15 protein-coding genes are annotated in these 23,685 nt (G+C 34.9%); 9 read left to right on the top strand and 6 right to left on the bottom strand.

What is annotated here, in order from left to right; translation table 11 throughout:
• The first annotated feature begins 120 nt into the window (after positions 1 to 120).
• From CAP47_RS10005 to CAP47_RS09980, 7 genes are all read left to right on the top strand, one after another.
• On the top strand, positions 121 to 1,113 hold the full coding sequence (locus CAP47_RS10005; protein ID WP_100776473.1) for a YhcG family protein: 993 nt from the start codon (positions 121 to 123) through the stop codon (positions 1,111 to 1,113).
• Between the two features lie 157 nt (positions 1,114 to 1,270).
• Positions 1,271 to 1,438: a hypothetical protein gene (locus tag CAP47_RS12390; protein WP_192869982.1), complete on the top strand. Its 168-nt coding sequence runs from the start codon at positions 1,271 to 1,273 to the stop codon at positions 1,436 to 1,438.
• Between the two features lie 23 nt (positions 1,439 to 1,461).
• Positions 1,462 to 2,826 (top strand): DUF262 domain-containing protein, encoded by a 1,365-nt coding sequence (locus tag CAP47_RS10000; RefSeq protein ID WP_100776472.1) that lies wholly within the window; start codon positions 1,462 to 1,464, stop codon positions 2,824 to 2,826.
• Between the two features lie 2 nt (positions 2,827 to 2,828).
• Positions 2,829 to 3,980 carry an AAA family ATPase gene (locus CAP47_RS09995; RefSeq protein ID WP_100776471.1) on the top strand — a complete coding sequence of 384 codons (1,152 nt, stop codon included), beginning with the start codon at positions 2,829 to 2,831 and terminating at the stop codon, positions 3,978 to 3,980.
• The gene (locus tag CAP47_RS09990) at positions 3,973 to 4,746 is read left to right on the top strand and encodes a hypothetical protein (protein WP_100776470.1); all 774 of its coding nucleotides are present in this window, start codon (positions 3,973 to 3,975) and stop codon (positions 4,744 to 4,746) included. The genes CAP47_RS09995 and CAP47_RS09990 overlap by 8 nt, the downstream gene beginning before the upstream one ends.
• A 9-nt stretch (positions 4,747 to 4,755) precedes the next feature.
• A complete protein-coding gene (locus tag CAP47_RS09985; RefSeq protein WP_100776469.1) occupies positions 4,756 to 7,851 on the top strand; it encodes a type I restriction endonuclease subunit R in 3,096 nt (1,031 codons plus the stop codon).
• Positions 7,848 to 8,555 carry a PP2C family protein-serine/threonine phosphatase gene (locus CAP47_RS09980; protein ID WP_100776468.1) on the top strand — a complete coding sequence of 236 codons (708 nt, stop codon included), beginning with the start codon at positions 7,848 to 7,850 and terminating at the stop codon, positions 8,553 to 8,555. Before CAP47_RS09985 ends, CAP47_RS09980 begins: the two co-directional genes overlap by 4 nt.
• 120 nt (positions 8,556 to 8,675) lie before the next feature.
• Here CAP47_RS09980 and CAP47_RS09975 read toward each other — a convergent pair whose 3' ends face one another.
• The 6 genes from CAP47_RS09975 to CAP47_RS09950 all read right to left on the bottom strand — a co-directional run bounded on the left by CAP47_RS09975 (position 8,676) and on the right by CAP47_RS09950 (position 15,117).
• Entirely contained in the window at positions 8,676 to 10,685 is a 2,010-nt protein-coding gene (locus tag CAP47_RS09975) for a hypothetical protein (RefSeq protein WP_100776467.1), read from the bottom strand.
• A gap of 116 nt (positions 10,686 to 10,801) precedes the next feature.
• A complete protein-coding gene (locus tag CAP47_RS09970) occupies positions 10,802 to 12,385 on the bottom strand; it encodes a type IV secretory system conjugative DNA transfer family protein (RefSeq protein ID WP_100776466.1) in 1,584 nt (527 codons plus the stop codon).
• Positions 12,386 to 12,394: 9 nt separating this feature from the next.
• Positions 12,395 to 13,426 (bottom strand): MobB family relaxase, encoded by a 1,032-nt coding sequence (mobB, locus tag CAP47_RS09965; RefSeq protein WP_100776549.1) that lies wholly within the window; start codon positions 13,424 to 13,426, stop codon positions 12,395 to 12,397.
• 31 nt (positions 13,427 to 13,457) lie between these two features.
• On the bottom strand, positions 13,458 to 13,817 hold the full coding sequence (locus tag CAP47_RS09960) for a BfmA/BtgA family mobilization protein (protein WP_100776548.1): 360 nt from the start codon (positions 13,815 to 13,817) through the stop codon (positions 13,458 to 13,460).
• A 460-nt stretch (positions 13,818 to 14,277) separates the two neighbouring features.
• Positions 14,278 to 14,661, bottom strand: coding sequence for a DUF6876 family protein (locus CAP47_RS09955; protein WP_100776465.1), 384 nt, complete (start codon positions 14,659 to 14,661; stop codon positions 14,278 to 14,280).
• 111 nt (positions 14,662 to 14,772) lie between these two features.
• The gene (locus CAP47_RS09950) at positions 14,773 to 15,117 is read right to left on the bottom strand and encodes a single-stranded DNA-binding protein (RefSeq protein ID WP_100776464.1); all 345 of its coding nucleotides are present in this window, start codon (positions 15,115 to 15,117) and stop codon (positions 14,773 to 14,775) included.
• A 1,420-nt stretch (positions 15,118 to 16,537) separates the two neighbouring features.
• Here CAP47_RS09950 and CAP47_RS09945 point away from each other — a divergent pair.
• Positions 16,538 to 21,553, top strand: a complete 5,016-nt coding sequence (locus CAP47_RS09945; protein ID WP_100776463.1) for a PKD domain-containing protein — start codon at positions 16,538 to 16,540, stop codon at positions 21,551 to 21,553.
• A gap of 67 nt (positions 21,554 to 21,620) precedes the next feature.
• On the top strand, positions 21,621 to 23,426 hold the full coding sequence (locus tag CAP47_RS09940; protein ID WP_192869981.1) for a T9SS type A sorting domain-containing protein: 1,806 nt from the start codon (positions 21,621 to 21,623) through the stop codon (positions 23,424 to 23,426).
• Positions 23,427 to 23,685: the final 259 nt, after the last annotated feature.

Below are 23,685 nucleotides of genomic sequence, written 5' to 3'. Positions count from 1 at the left end.
ATTTGACTGAGATTCGGAAAACCACTATAAACCCTTTAATTTAGGAGAGTTCTTATTTGACTGGAATTCGGAAACCAACAATATAACAGATTACCATGATTTTTTAAACTGAAAAGGACGATGAACGAACTAAATAATGATTTTTCAAGTGTGATTCAACTAATTAAAAAGTCACAGCAAAAAGCTATTCGGGCTGTCAATACAGAGCTGATAAGCTTGTATTGGGAAATTGGTTCATTCATCAGCCAAAAGGTAGAAAAAAGTGATTGGGGTAAATCGGTAGTTGAGGAATTAGCACTTTACATTCATAAAAATGAACCCAGCATTAAAGGTTTTTCAGATAAGAACCTTTGGCGTATGAAGCAGTTTTATGAGACTTATGAAGATTTTCCAAAACTCTCATCAGTGCTGAGAGAAATTAGTTGGACCCATAATTTGACCATTTTCTCACGTTGTAAAACTATGGAAGAAAGGGAGTTTTATATAAAAGTCACAAAAAAAGAAAACTACAGCACCCGAGAACTTAACCGACAAATTTCTGCGAGTCTCTTTGAGAGAACGATGATAGGGAAATCAAATCTCTCATCAACGCTGAGAGAAAATGAAGAAGTTTTTCCTGACACCATTAGGGATAGTTATGTTTTTGACTTTCTAAAGCTTCCTACAGCATATACAGAAAGTGATTTACAAAAAGGACTTGTTAAACAGATGAAAGCTTTTATTTTAGAACTAGGTAAAGATTTTCTTTTTATAAGTGAAGAATATCGCGTACAAGTTGGCAATACTGACTTTTTTATAGATCTACTTTTTTATCATCGTGGTCTTCAATGTTTGGTTGCGTTTGAGCTTAAAACCGATAAGTTTAAACCAGAACATTTAGGGCAGCTGAATTTTTATCTTGAAGCACTCGACAAAAATGTAAAAAAGGAAAACGAGAATCCAAGTATAGGTATTCTCATATGTAAAGATAAAGACCAAGAAGTTGTGGAATATGCTTTAAACAGGAGCCTCTCCCCTACAATGGTTTCAGAATACAAAACCAAATTACCTGACAAGAGATATTTGCAAGTGAAATTACAAGAACTATTTGATAATGAACCTGAAAATAAATAACAAAATTAAGACCGCTTGCGAGCTTAGCATCATCAAAATATAACTATGACAATCAAAAATAAAAAATAGGATAAAGAATAAACCCGTCTTAAGACCACATTATATGGTTTACAGATATTATTTAATGAGCATACTATTTTCAAAATAAAGTTACTTTATGAATACCCAAACCAACGAACAAGAACAAATTGTCGGATACAGCGAAACCAAATCCAAAAAAATAGATCGAGCCGTCAATCAGCAGGAACAAGCCATTGTAAAATTAAAAGAATCCAAGACAAGCTTGATAGATAGTTGTGTGTTGAGGAAAATAAAGGTAAATTGATCGCTAATTTGAAATAAGTAAATATGGAAATAAGTCTTAAAAATAATCAATCAATTATTTTGAATGCTGTTAAGAATCCATCCAATGATTCTGGAGATATTCTATTGAAAGACGAAAATGGCAAAGATTGGATAATCATTAAAGTAGAAAATAATGAAACCTCTATTATATTTCAAGATGAAGAAATCTTTGAGAAGAAAGAGGTCTTAAGAGAAAAAATAGATGCGACTTTCATTGACTTTATAGAATCTGAGCAGCAAGGAACCGAAAAAACCGATATTGACAATGAATCTGACATCCAGCCATTCGATCCAGAAGATATTAAAGTGCACGCCAAACAATTTAGTCTTCGTCTTGTTTACGATATGATTAAAGATGAGGATATTGATTTATCCCCTGATTTTCAAAGAAATGTGGTCTGGACATCTAACCAAAAATCAAGGCTCATTGAAAGTGTACTTCTAAGAATACCACTTCCAATGTTTTATTTTGCTGAAGAATCAGATGGTAGAATCACTATTGTAGATGGGCTACAGCGACTTACGACAATTAAAGAATTTATGGAAAATAAATTCCCTCTAAAAGGACTTGAATATTTAGATGAAACTTGTGGGGGTAAATATTTCACGAACGAAAGGGGCAAAAAAGGTTTAGATAAAAAATATTTTAGATGGTTTAATCAAACGCAATTTTCTGTCAATGTAATTGACCCTTCTTCTCCCCCAAAAGTAAAATATGATATATTCAGGAGAATAAATACTGGTGGAAAACCCCTGAACAACCAAGAAATTCGAAATTGTTTGGCAGGAAAAGGACTAAGACAAACCCTCCGAGACATGGCTGATTTGAAAGAGTTTAAAACTGCTACTAACTATAGTATTCGTTCTCGTAGAATGGATGATCAAGAAATTGCCTTGCGCTTTATTTTATTTAGAGAGTTATTCGATAAAAATGAAAACGTGGAAGCATATTCTGGATATATGGAAGCTTCATTAAATGATTTGACCGAAAAGGTTCGAACTACCGAACTTTCCAATTTAAAGCATCATACGGAAAATTTTAAAAAAGCGATGATAAATGCAGAGTATCTATTTGGTAGCAGGTACGCGTTTAGAAAGATTAGAACGAAAGATTTAGAGCCTGAAGCCAGAAAGCAACTGATTAATAAAGCTTTATTTGTAGCCTGTTCTGTCTTATTATCGTATAAAGACCCAAATATCATTCAACAAAAAAACGAAGAAAGTACTCTTTTAAAACCTTTAGCTAATTTGATTGAAAATGATCAAAATTTGCTAGATTCTCTTTCATATGGAACAAATTCTAGAAATAACTTAATATATGTATTTGAGAAGATTCAGGAACTTATTGACTCAAATTTAAAAAAATAATTATGACTAGTCTTAAAATAAAAAACTTTAAGTGCTTTACTGATATTTCAATCCCACTTAATCGCTTAACAGTTTTTGCTGGAGGTAATGCCAATGGTAAAAGTTCGGCTATTCAAGCATTATTATTCCTGAGAAGAACCATCGAGCATTGTGCTATTTGGACCGATGACTCCAATGATACAAATTATCATTTTAATAAGGCAAATGGTCTTTCGGTAGAATTAAATGGCTCATATGGACTTTCTTTAGGGACGAGTTCAGAAGCCGTATCCTTCAATGCTGATGAACAATGTATTAAGCTGGGGATAAATTCAGAACAATTGGAACTATTAGTTGATTATGATGTCCCAGTCGAAGATGTATTATGGCTTAAACCCGATAGTGTAATTAACAACCTTAAAAGTGATTTCTATTTATTTAAACAAGAATTTTACTATTTAAATGCTGAAAGAGTTGGACCAAGGGTAAACAATGATATTAAATTTTACGATTTTCCTAATACTGGTTATAATGGATCACTCTGTGCTCAACTACTAGGTGATTCTTCTTTTGAATATGGTTTCAAAGTAGAGAAAGATAGAAAATTTCAAAATACTAATAATTTACGCCTGGGTATACAGGTTAACAAATGGTTAGATTATATTTTACCAGGAAATGAAGTTGAAGGAATTTTCAATACCAAATTAATGTCTTCTCAAATCAGGATGAAGAACTCTTTTAGTAATAACGAATCTGTTTTAGCCACTAATATTGGTTTTGGCATAAGTTATGTATTACCTATTATTCTTACTGCTCTTATCGCTAAACGTGATACATTATTTATTGTTGAAAATCCAGAAGCTCATTTACATCCATCTGCTCAATCTCGCATCGGAAAGTTTTTAACTAAAATGGCTTCAACAGGAATTAATATAATTATTGAAACTCATAGTGATCACGTTTTAAATGGTATTCAAATAGCCGTTACAGAAAATGAGTTAGCTCCAGATCAAACTACAATTAATTATTTCTCTAAGGACAGTGAAAACCCTCAACCAAGTATTGAAAGTATCAAAATAAATAATAAAGGTGAATTATCGCAATGGCCATCAGGCTTTTTCGATCAGTCTCAAAAAGATTACGCCACTCTTCTTAAATTAAGAAAAAATGACTAAATTATTTCTATTGGAAGAGTCTGTTGACAACCTTAAATTTGAAGAATTTCAAGAAGGTTTGGATGATATAATACTAATTAAAAAAGAAGAAAATGACATTTTTTATAAGAATAATAATATTAATCAATTAGAAAATTATTCTGAATTATATCAAAACCATTCTCAAGAAAATCAATTTAGAGCAAAATTCTTAGAGCAAATTAATATATCTAATTCAAATCCAAAATCTATAGAAGAATTAAAAATGGTTTTCCCAGATACACCAATTGGGTTTATGGGAATAAATTTTCCACAATTAGAGATTGATAAAAACTTATGTGTTGAAAATGATGATAGATTTAAAGAATTTAAAAAATATCATCTTATTTTATTAAACCATTCAAATCTTTTTTTTCTTAAAGAAATTTGTTTTTCAAATATTATTTTTTGTGATAATTCAGAAGAACAGTTAAAATCCTTCGGAAATGGAAAATATTTTCATCAATGCGTAGAACAATTATCTATTCTAAATGAATATTTGCAAAACTGGAGCGAGGGTAATTTTAACTATCAAAATTTAAATGATTCTACAGAAATAACATTAAGCCCAGAATCTAAAACAACAATGAATAAACACTTTGATAAACGCGTCTTTTCGTTACCTAATGGCGGGACTGATATATTTGAATTACATATTAAATTAAGAGATATTCGCATTCACATTTTAGAAGATAATGTCTCCAAAAAAATTATGGTAGGTTATATCGGGAGACACTTACCTATTTAAGAAAAAATTATGAATACCCAAACCAACGAACAAGCTTTAGAAGCCGCCATTCAAAAATCCTTAACAGGAGTTTCTTTAGAAACCCTCAAAGATCAAGGCACCTCAGTAACAGAAGCCAATACAGCGTATAAAACAAAAAACGATTATTATACAGGCGATCGTACCCATTTTGATGCAAAATATGCAATGGATACAAAGCGGTTTTGGGATTTTCTGGAAAACACTCAAGAAGAAGAGCTCAACAAACTCAAACGTAGCAACGATTGGAAACTTAAAATTTTGCAACGTTTAGACCGCATCATTAAAAAGCAAGGCATATTGCACGTGCTCAAAAAAGGTTTAGGCGTGGATGATGCGCATTTTACCTTGTTGTTTCCGTTACCTTTAGGAAGTAGCAGTACTCGAGTTGCCAAAGATTTTGACAGCAACCAGTTTAGTGTAACCCGCCAAGTTCCCTATTCAGAAAGCAATCCGCGGGAAGAAATTGATATGGTCATTTTCGTCAATGGTTTGCCACTAATTACTTTAGAACTCAAAAATCAATGGACGGGACAAAACGCCCGTTTGCACGGTCAAAATCAGTACAAAAAACAACGCGACCCTAAAGAGACTTTACTCAATTTTGGAAGATGCCTCGTTCATATGACCGCCGATACTGATGAAGTCTTTATGACGACCAAACTTAACGGCACCAATACATTTTTCTTACCCTTTAATCAAGGTTATGAAAACGGCAAAGGCAATCCACCCAATCCATTCGGACACAAAACCGCCTATTTATGGGAAGAAGTTTTTAAACCAAAAAGCTTGGCCAATATCATTCAACATTTTGTTCGTCTAGACGGCAAATCGAAAGACCCGTTAAGCAAGCGTACGTTATTTTTTCCACGCTACCACCAAATGCGTGTGGTACGTAAAATTATTTCACACGTGAGCGAAAATGGAACAGGCTTTCGCTATCTCATTCAACATTCTGCTGGTTCAGGAAAATCCAATTCCATTACCTGGGCGGCTTATCAACTTATAGAAGCTTATCCAGAAAATGAACAAGCAGCAGGAAAAAAAGCAACAGACAAACCCATTTTTGATTCAGTGATTGTCGTGACAGACCGACGTTTATTAGATCGACAGATACGTGAGAACATCCGTAGTTTTTCAGAAGTCAAGAATATTGTAGCTCCTGCTCTTTCAAGTCGGGATTTAAAAGAAAGTTTAGAGCAAGGCAAAAAGATTATCATTACCACCATTCAAAAATTTCCTTTTATCGTGGAAGGTATTTCCGATTTAAGTGAGAAACGTTTTGCGGTTATTATTGATGAAGCGCACAGTTCACAATCGGGCACCACAGCAGATAACCTCAACCGTGCTATTGGACAAGAGACAAACGAAGAAGAAGCTGAAGATGTACAAGACAAAATTGCACAGATAATGCAGTCGCGAAAGATGCAAAGCAATGCTTCTTATTTGGCTTTTACAGCAACACCTAAAAACAGCACTTTAGAAAAATTTGGTGTCCCGCAAGAAGATGGCAGTTTTAAACCCTTCGATTTATACGCAATGAAGCAAGCGATAGAAGAAGGTTTTATTTTGGATGTACTAAATAATTACACCACGTTTAAAAGTTATTACCGTCTGACGAAATCGGCGGAAGAAAATCCAATTTTCGACACCAAAAAGGCACAAAAGAAATTAAAGGCTTTTGTCGAAAAAGACCAGCAAACCATCAATAGTAAAGCTGAAGTGATGCTGGATCACTTTATGAAACATTCCGTTCAAAAGAAAAAGCTGAAAGGAAAGGCTAAAGCGATGATTGTCACCCAAAGTATTGAATCTGCTGTTCGGTACTTCAAAGCTATTCAAAACTTGCTGGAAGAGCGTGGCAATCCTTTTGGTGCGATATGTGCATTTTCAGGAGAAAAAGAAGTGGACGGCATTTCCTTAACAGAAGAATCTATCAACAACTTACCTCCACATTTGGATACTGCAAAATCTTCTGATCCAGATTATATCCAAGATAAGATTGCTCGGTATTTTGATATGGACGATTACCGCATTTTGGTAGTTGCCGATAAATACCTCACTGGATTTGATCAACCCAAATTAACAGCGATGTACGTCGATAAAAAGCTACAAGGTGTAAAGGCCGTGCAAGCCTTATCGCGATTAAACCGTTCTGCTCCAAAGCTAGGCAAAAAAACCGAAGATATTTTTGTGCTGGACTTCTTTAATGATAAAGAAGATATTAAGGATGCTTTTGATCCATATTATACAGTGACTACTTTAAGCAGTGCTACAGATGTAAACGTATTACACGATGTCAAAATGATACTCGATGAAGAAGGTGTTTACGAATGGTCTGAAGTGGAACTGTTCAACGACCTATTCTTTTCTAATGCTGATACAGAAACCTTGGGAGCCGCTTTGAGCAAACCCCAAGCTCGTTTTGAGGTGGAGTTGCAATTGGAACAAAAACAAAAGGCAGATTATAAAATTAAAGCGCGCCAGTTTGTTAAAATTTATGGTCAAGTCGCCGCCCTCTTGGATTTTAACAATCCAGAATGGGAAATGCTGTATTGGTTTTTAAAATTCCTTATTCCAAAAATGCACGTCAAAGATCCTGACGAAGATGATTTAGACAAATTATTGGATGCTGTTGATTTGGCAACCTATGGCTTAGAACAGCGGGATAAAATAGGCGTGAAAATAGGATTGGACGATAGCGAATCGGAACTCAAACCACAAAACCCAGATATTCGCGGTGCTCACGGCGAGAATGAAGAAGATGAACTCGAAGCCATCATAAAAATTTTTAACGAACGATATTTCCACGGATGGGATGCTACACCAGAGGAGCAGCGCGTTAAAATGCTAAGCTTGCAAAAATTTGTAGAAGCTCATCCTGATTTTGAAGAGAAAGTAAAACTAAATCCAGACGAACAGAATAGCGATATTGCGTTACGCCACATTATTAAAGACGTATTGTCCAGACAACGAAGAAATGAACTGGAACTGTACAAGTTGCACACACAGGATAGCGCATTTCAACAAGCTTTTTTTGATACCTTAAAACGAATGGTTCAATTGGATGTTCGACAAAATAAATGAAATCTAAAGTAATATCACATATCGGAAAGCGAGAAACCAATCAAGACCGAATATTAGCTAAGAAAATTGATACTGATTCGTATCTTTATTTAGTTGCAGACGTAATGGGCGGTTATGATAATGGGGATATCGCTGCGGAAATGGTTATTGACAGCTTGACTACTTTTCTATCCAATAGTAGTGAATTTAACGAAAATGTCATTCAAAAAGTTATAAACAAAGCGAACTTATCTTTGCGCCAATACCAAGAACAACATCAATCAAAACTTGGATCTACACTTGGCGGAATACTCATCTCAGGAAAAACTGCGAAAACGTTTTGGGTGGGAGATGTAAAAATTCTGCATTATTCAAATGGAAAGTTGTGCTTTGAAAGCAAAGCACATAATTTGAGTAATGAGCTTTCTGAAACTGAAAATTCAAATGACAGTATCAATCTTTCTAAATACAATCATATTGTTACCCGTTCCATTCAAGGGGATGTTAAGAAATCTGTTCCCTCCTATCAAAAACTCAATTTGAATAAAGGAGACAAATTGTTTATTTATTCTGATGGTCTCCATAACATCATTGATCCCCAAACTCTACAATTCTTACTCAACAAAGGGGATTCCACCGATTCTCTCATTGCAACTATTAACCAAAGACTTCAAAAAGAAGCGAGTGATAATGCTAGTTTGATTTTGGTAGAAGATTTTGATTGAAAGCGGAATTTAGGGTTGTAAATAAAAAATTGCATTCTGGAATTAGAAAAAATAATTAATAAAGTCACTGAAAAATAGTAATATTTTTTGTGAAAATTCTCTTGACAAAACAAATTAAGGCTAGTGAGTAGGTAAATTAAGCTTATCAAATAAAATTTGATTTCTCTTTTTTGAATCCTTAACCATTTTGTCAAAACTTATTATTTCAGTATAAAGCTCGAAATTACTGTTATAAGAGAAAAACCCTTGATTATCTGGATGGGCAGTAAAACCAGCTTTTTTAGCTAAAGTTCTCAATTTCGGTGTAAGATCCGAAATTATATAGGCATAATAAGGTGTACCTTTTTGGACACTTATTGGGCGCCCATTAGTATCTAAAGCATTGTTTTCTTGTATTTCGATAACATAATTAAGAACTTGAGTAATAGGATTATCAGATTCGTTATAATCGTTCCTCATCGGTTTTTTGAATTCGACAATCACTATGGAAGAATAGTTGGCGCTTTCATTTAGCAAATGAGCTTTGTTGAATACGACCAGATCAGGTCTTTTTAAAGAAGTAGACTCTGTCCGTTCAATACTCGTAAATGGAATATCGGACGCCAAATAATCGTGAAAAGCTAATCTTTCATCTATAACCCATAAATTGTGTTCCTCTAATTGGATTTCGTCAGATGTTTTCTTCACAGGGAAAATAAGGTTGTGAATAATTTCTTCCTTCGAATATTTATCGTTCTTTGATTTTTTTAAATGCTTATTCAAGTGTTCAAGAATATAAGAGCGATGAACTACATATTCGGCAAGCTTTGAATTGCCAACTTCAATAATTTTATTATAGAGATCTGTATGAGTTTTATCAAAGGCTGCTTTATGGTCTATTTCTTTTATAGATTTTAGCATTTTATTAGCTTCCTTTTTTACGTCTCTCTCGAGTTCATTTTGAAGTTTAAATAGTTCAATTTCTAATTTTTTACCGCTAAGATTTGAGGAAATCTTTTTCAATTCGTTCAGTTTATACTTCTCCAAATACCTATACCGTGGATGCCTACTTACAAATTTTCTAATATTTTCAAGCCGGTCTTGTTCTATAGCTTCAATATATTCTTGATAAATTTCTCGAACAATTGCTACAGCTTTTTCACTAACCTCTGTTTTCTCTATTTCATCTGGAAAGAATTCGTCTGCTTTTGAAAATGATATCTCTGTTCGCTCTTCATTAACTTTATCATCAAGATAATCACTTGAAACGTAAACGGCTAAAGAAAATTTATCACCTTCATCATCAATCAATGGTTGCTTCAATTCAGGAATAAAATCAGTTAATTTATCACTCATTACTTCCCTGCGATGAGCTCTGTAATGAATTTTATTATCGGGCTTAGAGGTATACATTTTAACCACTTCAAAGTCGAACTTTTTACCTTTTATTTTAGCACTTCTTTTATCAAGAGAATTACGCGTATAGTTTTTGAAATAATCATTTACCACTATTTCATCATAATTATCCTTCAAGATTATTCTTGGGCAATCTTGCTGCCTAAAAAAACTAAAGCAATGCTCCATAATCTTAATGGCAATATCTTCCAAGTCACTATTTGTCCATTGTTGAAAACGCTCATTCAAATTTTTAAGATAAACACAGGTTCGTCTTTGAGGATTAGGTTCTTCGACTTTAAAATCTCGTGGATTTTCCACACCATCCTTACTAATTTTGAATTCAAATTGACGACGGTTATAATGGCCATTTTGAGGATAAATACTATCAATTTCGACACTACTGAAAGCTCGTAGCCAAGTTATTCTACCAATACCTTTTCCGCCTTTATTATATTTATAACTGGAATGAGCTAAATTGAAAGAATCCCAATTGTCAGGATTAAAACCGATACCATTATCCGTTATTTTAAATGCGATAATTGGTTTTTTCTTTTCAAAATCAGAATCATTTATATCGCTGCCCAAATTCTCTTGGGGCAACCTTTCAACTTCTATTTTAATAAAACCTGGATTATCGGACTTAAGTTCTTCAATAGCGTGTATAGAATTGACAAGAGCTTCAAATAGTGGTAGTAAAGCCTTATTACTAGCTAATTTCTTTTCACGAACTTTCCCTGCAATATCTATTCGCATTATTAATTTCGAAGTTTTAAATGAGTGGTACAATTTACACAAAATTTAAAAGTTTTTACAATTTTCATATACTTTCTATCCATAGGCTCAATGGCTATAATTCATTATGAATACACTTATTTTTCAAATATTGACTTCGCCTCCTCGTAAATCCGTTCAAAATTAGTTTCCAAATCAGCTTGAGTAAACCGGTTAGATTCCTGTGGTAATTCCCTTTGAATATTAGCCAACTTAAACTGAACCTTTTTATCCTTTCCATCCGCATAGGTAATAAATTCGCCTTGCTTTAATCTAAAGAAAACATCAGCTCTAATCTTTGGAATTTCCTTTTCGCCTGTTGTGATTCGCGTATCAAAATCCAGATTATGACCACGACTGATACTTTTGGTCGGGTCTTTTATGATTTCAAAAAAACGTTCGTAATACTTTGCGGTATCTGGGTCATTGACCTTCCCGAAAAACTGATAAGAAAGATTACTCAAAATAGCTTTACTAGCCTTATCGCCATACATCATATCGTTCTGTATCTTATCTTGCATTACGTAAATAGTCGCAATATCATAACTACGCAATGTTGCTGGAATGCGATGCATATTTAAGAGCCGTATAGTCGGTGCTTCTTCCATCAACAAAAATGAAGGCTTTGAGTTTCGAACGCTCATTTGTTTGGTTATTGTATGAATAATGGTAGCAATAACTGGCGAATAAGAAGTTTCAAATTTTGGATTGTTCACGATTGAAATTACCGCAGGATTTTCTTCATTATTGATATTCAACGGAACTTCATCTGCCGATAAAGTCATAAAGATTCGTTGGGTGCTTATTCGCTTTAGCGCATTGGCCAAGGTACTTTTAACTCCTGCCGTTTGCCTTTCAGAATCTTTTCCGCTAATAAATGCATCTGCCATCGCACGTGAAGTTGTATTTGATTCTAAAAACACAATAAGGCTCTTTGTGTCCAAGAATTGGTAAACTGCAATTAGGTGTGGCAAGGTACAATATTGAGGATAGGATGTTTTGAGTTTCCAGATCAATCCACCAATTAAACCTTCAGCTGCATCATTAAAAAATTTTGTTGTGCCAGTTGTGCCAGATTCACGTTGTTCCAATAAATTCTCAATCAATACCCGAGAAACTTCGTTTACGCTTTCCTCATTCTCTAAATAACGTGGCGCTATAGGATTTACCCTGTGAATGATCTTGTCGAAAGAGATAATTTTAAACGGAATATCATTATCCTTAAAAAGTGGATAAGCCATTTCAGTTAATTCAAAATCTTTATAATCATGGATAATTCCGCAGAAGCCTTCTTTTTTAAAATGTTTCAAAAATCCATACACCACACTTTCGGTTTTTCCACTTCCAGCAGATCCAATAACTGATGCACCGCGTTTCATGTTATCCAATCTAAAATTTCCTTTGCTCGTAGAAAAGTTAACTTGGTATTTCGTATTTCCATTTTGAACATTTTCAGTTTTATGAATAAATACATACAATCCTGTATTGATTAACATTAATGGACAAAATATATAAAGCATTAGCAATGCTAATTCATTACTTTCTGAAATGTAAAACACAAAGACAGAAAGCAGTAAGAAATTCAACAGAAAGGCATATCTGCTTATTCGAAACATGACATAAAAAACGATACTGGTCAAACCAATAATTATAAGAGTTGTTATGAAACTATCTATTTGCATAATCTAATATTAGATTCCGATTGAACTTGATTTTATGGCCACTTCTACTCCACGTTTCAATCTTTTAAAAACACGAAGTGCAATTTGTGCCTGACTTACTGGAATGTTCGGAACTATCGGTAAGCCTGATTTACTTATCATTTTAAAAGCCAAAGCCTTTTCGTTTGCAGGTAGCTTCATCAAAGCAGAAAAATAGAGATTCGGATTCTTAATAAAAGTCTTCTTAGCTTTATAAGTTTCAACGTAATTGCGCTTGTACCCAAATATTTTATCAAAAGTTTTTTCAGCACTTTCAAAAAATTTATCTCGATTAAAGCCACGCTTTACTCTTTTGCCGTGCATCTCAACCTCCGAAACTTTATGTTTACTTCCTGGAGAAAGGCTGACCGAATTTGAAGCATCCTTTCTGCTCACAATGATATGGATGTGGCTTTGACTTCCACCTTTCTGCATCCCTTGAATAATTCGTTTTCCATTCTGCTGGTGCGGTGCTTGACGTTCCATCTTAGCAATTTCTTTTTTCAAACTCCTTATATTTCCTTCAGCTCGTCCTTCCTGAATATTTCGGATATTAGTTTTAAGCTGAAGTATTTTTGTAGCATAAGGTTGATTTTCTTTTATCTGAAAATCCGTTCCTTTAAAAGTTCTTTGATGCTCAATTTTAGCATAGTATTTTATATCATTTATCGTGATTGGTCGTCCGTTTATTTCCCGATTAAAGCTGGCAACATAATCTTTCATCAGTTCACGAGTGTAAGTTTTTAATTCTTGACTACTACTCCTCAATTTCTGCAACTCATATTTAGAAGGACTGACAGTGATCGAATAAAATTTAGGTTCTTTCTTTTTCAATTTTGCTGTGTTTCCATCAATTTCTTTGACGACTTCTTCAGCAGAAATTTCATCGTTATATTGATTAAAAAAGTGTTCCATTTCAGCATGCTTCAATCCTTCATTCTCTTTTTCTAAATAACCCACAAAATCGGTTGAACTTTGGCTGTAATTTCCATTTAATTTTTGGGCTGTGATTGTGATGTACATCATTAAAACTTTAGAGTTCATTCTTTAAATTTCACTTCTCTTTAAAACGTACTTTTTCCTTTTCCTGATTCACTTTTTTCTCTAAAATGAGTGGTTTTTGTGGCAATTCTTCTGCTTCAAATAATGATTGAATCATTGCCATTGTAGGTTTGGTTTGTGTCTTTTCAACATCGCGCATGATAGCAATCACCGCGTTGATTCTTTTGAGCAGCTTGGCTTCGATAGTTCGTCCTGTTGGTCCTAATTTTTCTTTTGGAGAAATCTCATTATAGAAGAAAAAATCAAGAATATTTTCCATCGCTTCAGTATGCGTCTTGAAGTGTGTTTTAGAAAAATCTTGAAACCGTTTAGCAGTTTTTCGTTTAAATCGGATAGTGATGAATGAGTCCATTTTCTTTCGCTTTTTTAAGTTTTGACGTAAATCCATCCCTGTTTACAGACAATCCAAAGCTATTTGACGCAAATTGTAGAAATTTCAAAAACTTATTAAATCTTAAGTCACTATAAACCAAACAATTAAGTCGAAAATGGAAAACCTAACATCGCAAAGCGTGTTATCCTCTTGCTATTCCATTTTCGTCCGCACAGCGGACAAAAAATTTCATACAATCAAGCTGAAAAGCTGATTGCCTTATACGGAATCATTTAAATTCCGATATGTAAAAATAGATAGATATAGCTATCAGCGAAAGTCAAAATAGATAGCTATGCAAATTCATATAACTGAATATCAGCAAAGTAAAGATACACTTTTTTTTTGATACAAGATTAATGTGCTATGTAAAAACACCCCTAATATTTAGAGGTGTCATTTTAATAACAAAGTTAAGATATATCGCAACTTCTAAAGCTTAATATTCGCTTGGTAACATCAGCGTATCATTGACAAAAAACAACCGCAATTGCTCAAGTGGAAAATCAGTAGCTCGGTAGCCGTGTTTTTCCAAAATATTATCATTGCCATCCGTATAAATAATTTCAGCTGCATAACCTGTTAATTTTTGTTTATCTTCAGACAGCTTTTTAAAATCTATCGTAATAAATTCACTGCGATTCATCAGGCTTTTTGCAGTCACGGACGTGTCGGTGATGAGCCAGAAACATTCGGCTACCTCTGAGAGGTATTTTAGTCCATCGGTAAATCGTGTTTTAAGCAGCGGAATTTGATAGAACATTTCTGTTCCTGTAAAATACTGCAACCGTTTTTTAATTTCGTTAACTTGAATTTTACTCATAACTTATTGTTTTAATAGAAATCGTAAATCTTCGATTTCATTGTTTTTTTTAATGCGATTAATAAAAAGAGGACGAATTTTTGACAGTTACGCCCTCTTTCATCTTAAAATTTACTTGTCATCTTTGCTTCTAAGCAATAGGATTTCATCGGCTACAACTTCGGTAACATAGCGTTGTTCATTAGCATCTGTCGTATAACTTCGAGATTTTAATTTCCCCGATACGCCAACTTCTTTACCTTTTACGACATACTTCTCCACAATGTCAGCAGTCTTACCCCAAGCAACTATGGTATGCCAGTTTGTGTCAGTTTGCTTGTTTCCTTCTTTGTCCTTGTAATACTCATTCGTTGCGAGAGAAAAACGGGCTACTTTTTTACCGCTTTCAAGGTTCGTAATTGTTGGCTCTTGTCCAACGTTTCCAATTAACTGTACGTGATTTTTTAAAGCACTCATAATAAAAGATTTTAATGTCTGTTTTGTTACAGACTGGTTTATATTTCCCCCTCTTGATCTAAAACAGATTAAATTTTAAGGAGTGTTTGTTCTTTTCTTCTGTGCATCGCACAATGGATAGAGTGGGTTTTGTCAAGACTTTTAGCGTAAAATCAGGAGTGTCTGCTACGAAGTAAATCCGTTTTTTAAAGGGATTTCAAGGAAGTAGAAACCTTATTTTTCACTAAAACTTGTATAGTCTTGACAAGTTCCATAAGGGCATTAGCAATTCTTTTAAAGCCAGTTAAGTTTGAGCGTACGGGAAGTCAAGCGAAATGAGTGACTGGATTTAATGTAGAATTGGTTATGGCATGCTTGTTTTTCGTTGTCCCGAAAAACAGTAAAGCTCTCTCCATTATAAACCCCTTAAAATGTGCAAGGCAGCGGTTCGGTTTTTAAGTATTTTTGAGGAAGGGCTCAAGAAGACCTTGCCGAAAATTCTGTTAAGAAAACCGAAGTGATGACTTTCCGATGAAAAGCGAACGTAGCTTCTTTTGTGACCTAATGCAGCGTCCCGAGCCAGTGCAACGGATCGGGCAAGCGAAATGAAGGATTCAAAATAGGCTATGTTCAAGATTTTTGTAGCGAAGCTCTTTTCCCTAAATGCAGCTTTTAGCGAAATGAAGTGGCAATGTGCTGAGTGGGTTATGAAAACAAATTATTGTCATGAAGTAGAATTTTAAGCGGACTTAACTTCGAAGCAGGAGATTGTAAAGGAGTTTGGCCGTTTACCGATTTTTCTTGGGAATGAGCGTTCAAGTGGAATGGAAATCGGAAGCTTTGGAGTTGTGTCCAAGACTTTTTTTAATGAAGCGCTTTTACCAGAATGAAGCTTTTCGCGGAATGAAGGGAAATATGCTGAGTGGGTTATGGAAACAGATTACTCTCGTTTAGCAGGATGTTAAGCGGACTTAACTTTAAAGGTGTAGATTGAAATGAAGCGATTCTGACATTTTCTGGCAGGTTCAGCGCAATGGAAATCGGAAGCTTTGAAATTGTGCCCAAGACTTTTTTTAATGAAGCGCTTTTACCGGAATGAAGCTTTTCGCGAAATGTAGGGAAATGTGCTGAATGATATTGTAGCTATTCTCAAGGCTATCGGTAAAATATATTTTAAAAGTGATTTAACTGAGCTATCAACAATTAAAAAAATAATGAAATACTGAATAGACAACTTACCGGTTACAATTATACACTATTTCATTTTTGATCCTTTTCTTTAACAACACCCAACCATTAGGTTTAATGCTAGATAGAGCTATTTTAAAATAATTAAAAAGCATTATCTAAATACATATCGTTAAAATAATTAACATAATTAGGTTATTTAATTGTTGTTTTTTATTAATTTTAATAAATTTTTAATTAAATTAATATAATCATGAACAAAATTACAATATATTCAAATGTTAGCATGTTGCTAATGTTTGTGATGAGTATTTGCTTTGCTCAAGGCACTTTTGCTCAATCTGGTTTTACACTTCAGTGGGATTCTGAGGTAGGATGCTTAACTTACGATGATGAGGATCGTAAAGAAAAACCTCTAGAAGATCTTGACGATGGTGATTGCATCATTGCATGTGAAAATAGTACAATCAATTTTAAATTACTTTTTAATGAACAGCAACAAGATGTGGCTAGAATTGATTGGGAAAGTGATGGAGGTGTTATCTCTTCAGTATCAAGTGATGAAACAGAAGCGTCAATAGATTGGCCTACAGCCATGACTAATGGTGAAGTTACAGTGAAAATAACCATGACCAACGGTGAAGTTATTTATAACAGCTTATGTGTCAATGTCAAACCTAAACCTGTAGCTAGTTTTGAAACTGCTAATGGCAGACAATCTGGATTCTATTGTAGCCAAACAGATATTTATTTTGACAATCTATCATACACTACAGACGGATCACAAATTGTACATAGCGTTTGGAGTTTTGGTGATAATAATTATTCAAGTGAAGAAAACCCAGTTCACAGTTACAAACAGCCAGGAGAGTATAGAGTTGATTTAACAGTTTATGATGAGTGTGGATGCAGCGATACTTACACAACTCAAATTATGGTTACTGAACCTTCTTTTGAAATCAGTTGTCCCACAGTTACTTGTGAAGGCGCTACAGAAACTTATACTTTAGACATTAATCCTTATGCAGGTATTGATCAAATAAAGTGTGAAAACTACAAATGGTTTGTTGAAGGCGGTGAAATAGTAGAACAAGGCGAAGATTGGGTAGATGTTTTATGGAACAATGTTGGTGAGGATGGCTTTGGTTATTTATACTTTGATCAAATTAGTTGTGATATTAAATGTAATAATATTTTGGCTGTTCGAGTGCCTGTTGTTACAACAAAAGGGACAATTCAAGGAGGTGAAAAGGAACTCTGCAAAGGTGAACAATCCAGATATAGCATGCCTCAATGGCCAACAACAGATTTTGAATGGGATCTCTTTGATAGCTCTGGAACAATATATCCTGATGCAACCATATTAGTCGATCAGCGCAATGAAATAGCTGTGGATTCACAAGGACTGCCTGAAGGTGTTTATACGCTTAGAGCTAACTATACCAATACTTTACTTGGTTGTGGCGGACAAGCAGAATATAAAATTCATGTTTTTGAGAATTTAGAAATTGACAACCATGTTTCAAGCATTTGTGAAGGTGATCAAGTTAGTTTTTCAACAATTAATACGGCAGCCAATACAAATTGGACAATCAGCCAGAATGGTAATCAAATTCACACAGGAGCTGGTAGCTCTCTTGATTATTTATTTGCTGAACCTGGACGTTATAAAATTACAGCTGAAGCGCCTAGCTTTTGTAGTGATGTAAGCTATGTTGAAGTTTATGAAATACCATCTGTTGAACATATAGAAATTTCAGGACCTGACATAATTTGCCCAGGAGAATCTAATACCTATACCTTTACAGGTAATACTAATGGTTTTGATATCGAATGGCAGGTTAATAATGGCGTTTTTCAAGGCCCAAGTAATGGCGAGACAGTCTCGGTTGTCTTTGATGACAGCAACACAAATTATGAAGTCAGTGTCCGATTAGTTAATCCTGGCCTTACCGAATGCGTCTCAAATACTGTTGTGAAGCCTATTCAAAAATTTGAAGTTACAGACGAAATCGTAAGTCTGACACACAACTCAAGTGAACCTCAAGAGTTTTGCACCAGTAGCTTATCTGATTTCAGTATAGCTTATGCGGATACTGACACCTACAAATGGACGATTAGCCCAGCGGAACTAGGAGCTGTATCTACAGGACAAGGCACAGCTAATCCGACTATATTATTTAATGAAGTGACCAACGGAATTTACAATGGGACAATCAGTGTTGAAGCCAATGTTTGTGGAAAAATGGAAGTTATTGATACTTTTGATTTTAATTTAACAGGATCTCCAATCATAACAGCTCAAATGCCTAATGATATTTGTGCAGAAGAAGCTTTTAATATCAATATCACCAGTAATATCCCTATGATTGTTAATGACCCTAACACTGATATGATATTAAGCTTCAATAATGGCCAAGGGCAAGAACAGATCATTACAGGAGGTGTTCAAAACTCTCCAACTTCATATACTTTTTATAATGTTGAAATTGATAATGTTGACAATAATATTTCTGTAGGATACGAAGTCCAAATTATTAATGAGAGTTGCAATACTGCTATAGTAACTGGAAATATTACAGTTTTCCCCGCACCAATTGTTGAGATTTCATCACAAAATGGGGATACTTTTTGTGAAGTTAATGAGATCAATACCATATTTACAGCTAATACCCAAAATGGATCAACTTTTCAATGGTATTATAACAATAATCCTATTACAGGTGCAAATAGCCCTGTTTTAAACTTGGGAAGCATGAGTAATGCAGGTTTTGGTTCATATTATGTTGAAGTGACAGGTCAAAATGATTGTGTCATTAAGTCAAAATCTAAATACATTTATCAAGAATGTGCACAACCTCCATTATGTAATGGTAATGAGATTGTTTATGTGACAGCTCAATGGGACAGTTGTGGTGTAATTCAACTTAATGGAAGTTATACAGGAACTCCTGACGAAGTTACTTTTAAAAAGTTTAGCCAATTTACTCATAATAATGCCTCTTTAATTGACGGTACAAGCGATGTTCTGCATACATACGCAGCAAGTAAACCTGGAATTTATAGCTTTGCATATGAAGTAAAGTATAATGACTGTTCTTATATAAGACATGTAGAAGTTGAGGTCGGTTACCAAGCAGAACTAAACTTTGAGATTGAGTGTACAGGCAGTGCTTTTGACATTAGCATGTATAATGATTCTCCATTCTTAGGGAACTTTACTAACATTAACCCCACCTATGAAATTGTCAATACAGCGACCAATGCCATCATCACACCTGTCACCAACAGTGGTAACGCTAATGAAGCTTTAGCTACTGCTGTACCGCCTGGAAATTATGACTTGACTTTAAGCATACAACAGCCTGGTTATCCTTCTTGTGAAATAACGAAGAATGTTAACTTACAACTGCCAGATGCAAGTTTTAGCATTAATCCAATGGCTTATTGTTCTGATGAGTCTGTGATTTTATCACCTGATTATATAGATGAAGATAACTTTAGCTATACTTGGATGTATCAAGGCAAAACGAATCTTTTGACACAGATAACACCTAACTTTAATTTGGATGATAATGGAATTGTCACCCTAATTGTTGAATCTAAATATGGCTGTAGTGATAGCAAGACTATTACAGGAATAGAGGTGTTTGAGCCTACATTTAGTGGGAAAATTATATCCTCATCAGCTTCAAACACATTATGCCAAGGCAGTTATTTAGAATTATCATACGAGGCCAACATACAAAGTGATACACCTATCAGCTATGCCTGGTTTCTCGAAGGAACTCAGATACAAGGCGTAAGTTCTTCTAGCATCACTGTTGATCAGCCTGGTCTTTATACTGTCTGGTTATATGATGCCAATGGCTGCGCATATCAAGCAACTGATGGTATTTATATCAATGAAGCTTTACCACCATCCCTCAATGCTGAGATTACGCAGTATACCTGTGTAGGTGAGAGTTTAAATTTGACAGGCCATTTGTCGCCAGACAATGCCGAATACCGTGTCTATTTGATTGAGAATAATGGCAATACGCTGATTCAACCATGGACAACTGGTCCTGATGTTATGTTTACTGATACGCCATCTCAACCCGGAAACCATAGTTACTTAGTCGAATATAGGGATCTTAATACAGGATGTATTGACAGTGAAATATTTACGACCAAAGTCTTTTCTCCAACAAGCATAGGTGTTGACTATGAATTGTTAAGTTGTGAACCTTATCGTATTCGTGTTTTTGCGACAGGTATTACTTCAAACTCAGGTTTATTAACTTGGAGTAATGGCGAACAAGGTGATGAGATTATTGTTGACCATGGAGGGCCATTCCGTGTTAACTTCCAACCTAATGCATATGCATGTGAAGCAAGTGCTACAGTAAATATCCCTAAATCCCCTGAAGAATATATGTGGATTTTTCCTGACGGTTGTTTTGAATATTGCCCTAGTAAAAACAAAATCAACCCTTATATTATAGGGCCAATCCCAGAGTTTTACAAATATGGATGGAACTTAAATGGTCAGATTGCAACTGGAGGTGGACAAGTTTCTGATTATATCATTGAAAACATAAATGGTAGTCTTAATTTATACTTATACAATGAGCTTTGCGAATTTACTGCTGACCCACTTATCATTAATTACGGACGTGAATGTGATAGATATTGCAGATTAGAACCTAGCATCAATAGTGTTGAGACTGTTACAGACGATCCATATATGAATTATCAAGTGACTGGAAGTGTACCTAACCCTAACAATTACCCAGTTAGCCTTAGTTTAAATTCGGATAACGGAACTTATATCCCAAGTTATATTAGCATACCAGCTAACAGCACTTATGATTTTAATAATTCCAATCCATTGATTTTTATTCCAGATACTGGCTTTATGGGAGGTGTAGATATTATTGAGATTGATATGAGAACGCATGGCCGTATTATTTGTCAAGATGAATTACATATTGATTACCCAAGTATTACAGGACCACCGGTGACTGTGAATATAGTTGCCTCCCCAAACCCTGTGACGAGTTTTACAGAGATTACCTACAGCTTTGAAGGGCTAGATGCAACTGAATTTAAGGGTGCAAGGCTACAGCTTTATAACATCAGTGGCCATTTGCAAACAGAACGTAACTTGAAGACGGCAACAGGTGTGGAGCGTTTTGATTTCACACACTTATCGATGGGACAATATGTGCTAGTTTTTAGCTATCAAGGCAAAAATATTGCACAAAAGATTTTAATCAAAAAATAATTTTTAAATAAGCACATTGTATCACAATGTGCTTATTTTCATTCATTTATTCTAAAATTATATGAACATGAAATTACAATTACAACTTTATTGCATCGCCTTGGTTTTGCTTTCTAGTTTAAACATACACGCTCAAGAAGACACACCAGATTGGCAATGGGCCAAACGCGGGGGTGGTATCACAGCATTATCAACTGGAATTGATATTTATGGCAATGGCATGGAACGGATCTTGGAAGTGGTGGTGGATAATGATAATAATTATTACTTTTTAGCCGAAGTAGGCTCTAGTCAAACAGATTATGACGGGATGCCTCTGACTGCTTACAGTGCTAATGGTAATCAAAAAGATATTTATGTGTTTTCAACAGATTGTGAAGGCAACTTACGTTGGGATAAAATGATTGGAGGGGGCATTGACGATTCTGCCAGTTCTATAGGTATTGATAACAATAACAATATATATCKCAGCGGACATGTTAGAAATAGTATAAATACTCCCCCCCCTCCTCATTTTGATACAGATAGCATTAARGGTCCTGCCAACTCTCAAGCTGGCGAAATGCTTAAAAACATGTTTATTATTAAATATGATCAAGACGGCAATTATCAATGGTTAAGAGAACCTGAAGGGGCTTTGAGTGGTTTATTTGGTGGGTTAATAGATCGATCAACTGTAGAAGCTGATGGTACAACACATCATTTAATTCGGTTTACTGAAGGCACACATTTAAACGGCCAATTAATAGTTGCCGATGGTGAAATTCAGTCAACGATGGTGGTTTATGATGCTGATGGCAACCTTGATCGTTTTTTCACCATTGACATGCAAACTTATAATTTTTATGATCATCAAATGGTCTATGATGCCAACTTAAATCGCTATTATATTGCGGATACGAAACGTAATCCATCAGATGAAATCAGTATTGATGGCTATGGTGTGGCTTCTGGGACAGAAAAAGCTTTTTATTTAGCTGCCCTAAATGAGCAAGGCAATGTGATTTGGTATCACGAAAATCAGTTTCCTTATTCATATTCAATTGGAGATATAGAACTTGACTCCAATGGTGATATTTATTTTACAGGTCAATATACGGGCGACGGTCTGCTTGATTCTAATCTTGAGTTTACGCCTGATAGCTTTGCTGGTTTTGAGTTTATGACTGCATCCATGGAAGAACCTAAAGGTCCTTTTCTTGTTAAGCTTGATAGTGATGGGAACTTAATTTGGGGTACCAATGCCATTGAGTATTCTCGTTTCCCTGGTCGAAGCATTGCTATTGACGGTGATGATGTGTACTTAGGCTTAGGCATCTTAGGTAATACTTGGGGTGGGGTTRATGTYCCTGGTCCTGAACTTCAGGGACTTGTCCCTGACCCCAGCATCATMCATTTTGATGCCGCAACTGGTGATGTTGAAAATGTGATTAGCATGCCTCAAACCTCWAGCTACCACGATGCTTTTATGTCTATTGCTCTCGATAGCTACGGCAATATTATTGGCGGTGGCTATTTTGGTGGTAGCCTTTTTAGTAATCACTCTGTTGAAACACTTAATAAACTAGGTGGGGATAGTGATTTCTTTATCGCGCAATACGGCACTGGAAATTGCTCTGAAACGGCCTCATCAGAAGATTTCAACAAAACAAAACTAAAAATACACCCTAACCCGACCTCTGGCATTGTCAATATCATCTATGAAGATGAACTAACTGCCTATAAAGTTTATGACTTGCAAGGGAAAGTATTACAATCTGGTAACTTAAAACATAAGCACGTAAATTTATCTAAACTACAACCTGGATTGTACATTTTATCCCTAACAGATACGAATGGAAAACAATCTTATATGAAAGTTGTGAGGGAATAGACTTTAAATAATTTTGAATGACCTAATATTCTAGACTTTAAGAGACAAGACTGTTAGATACATGACTTTTTTTACTCAGGACTAAATCGGTTATTCGTGAGCGGTGAGTGGTGAGTGGTTTATGAAAACGAATTATTGTCATGAAGTAGAATTTTAAGCGGACTTAACTTCGAAGCTGGAGATTGTAATGGAGTTTGGTTGCCTCCCGATTTTTCTCGGGAATGAACGGTCAAGTGGAATGGAAATCGGAAGCTTTGAA

The sequence above is a fragment of the Psychroflexus sp. S27 genome (genome assembly GCF_002810405.1).
GTDB classification, from domain to species: Bacteria; Bacteroidota; Bacteroidia; order Flavobacteriales; family Flavobacteriaceae; genus Psychroflexus; species Psychroflexus halocasei_A.
The sequence above is the reverse complement of the archived record's forward strand: the minus strand, read 5'-3'. Positions and strand labels throughout refer to the sequence as shown.

Excerpts from the sequence above, each read along its gene's own strand:
- CAP47_RS09990 (WP_100776470.1), top strand. The coding sequence starts at position 3,973 with ATGACTAAATTATTTCTATTGGAAGAGTCTGTTGACAACCTTAAATTT.
- CAP47_RS10000 (WP_100776472.1), top strand. The coding sequence starts at position 1,462 with ATGGAAATAAGTCTTAAAAATAATCAATCAATTATTTTGAATGCTGTT.
- CAP47_RS09945 (WP_100776463.1), top strand. The coding sequence starts at position 16,538 with ATGAACAAAATTACAATATATTCAAATGTTAGCATGTTGCTAATGTTT.
- CAP47_RS10005 (WP_100776473.1), top strand. The coding sequence starts at position 121 with ATGAACGAACTAAATAATGATTTTTCAAGTGTGATTCAACTAATTAAA.
- mobB (WP_100776549.1), bottom strand. The coding sequence starts at position 13,426 with ATGTACATCACAATCACAGCCCAAAAATTAAATGGAAATTACAGCCAA.
- CAP47_RS09985 (WP_100776469.1), top strand. The coding sequence starts at position 4,756 with ATGAATACCCAAACCAACGAACAAGCTTTAGAAGCCGCCATTCAAAAA.
- CAP47_RS09995 (WP_100776471.1), top strand. The coding sequence starts at position 2,829 with ATGACTAGTCTTAAAATAAAAAACTTTAAGTGCTTTACTGATATTTCA.
- CAP47_RS09950 (WP_100776464.1), bottom strand. The coding sequence starts at position 15,117 with ATGAGTGCTTTAAAAAATCACGTACAGTTAATTGGAAACGTTGGACAA.
- CAP47_RS09955 (WP_100776465.1), bottom strand. The coding sequence starts at position 14,661 with ATGAGTAAAATTCAAGTTAACGAAATTAAAAAACGGTTGCAGTATTTT.
- CAP47_RS09960 (WP_100776548.1), bottom strand. The coding sequence starts at position 13,817 with ATGGACTCATTCATCACTATCCGATTTAAACGAAAAACTGCTAAACGG.
- CAP47_RS09975 (WP_100776467.1), bottom strand. The coding sequence starts at position 10,685 with ATGCGAATAGATATTGCAGGGAAAGTTCGTGAAAAGAAATTAGCTAGT.
- CAP47_RS12390 (WP_192869982.1), top strand. The coding sequence starts at position 1,271 with ATGAATACCCAAACCAACGAACAAGAACAAATTGTCGGATACAGCGAA.
- CAP47_RS09980 (WP_100776468.1), top strand. The coding sequence starts at position 7,848 with ATGAAATCTAAAGTAATATCACATATCGGAAAGCGAGAAACCAATCAA.
- CAP47_RS09970 (WP_100776466.1), bottom strand. The coding sequence starts at position 12,385 with ATGCAAATAGATAGTTTCATAACAACTCTTATAATTATTGGTTTGACC.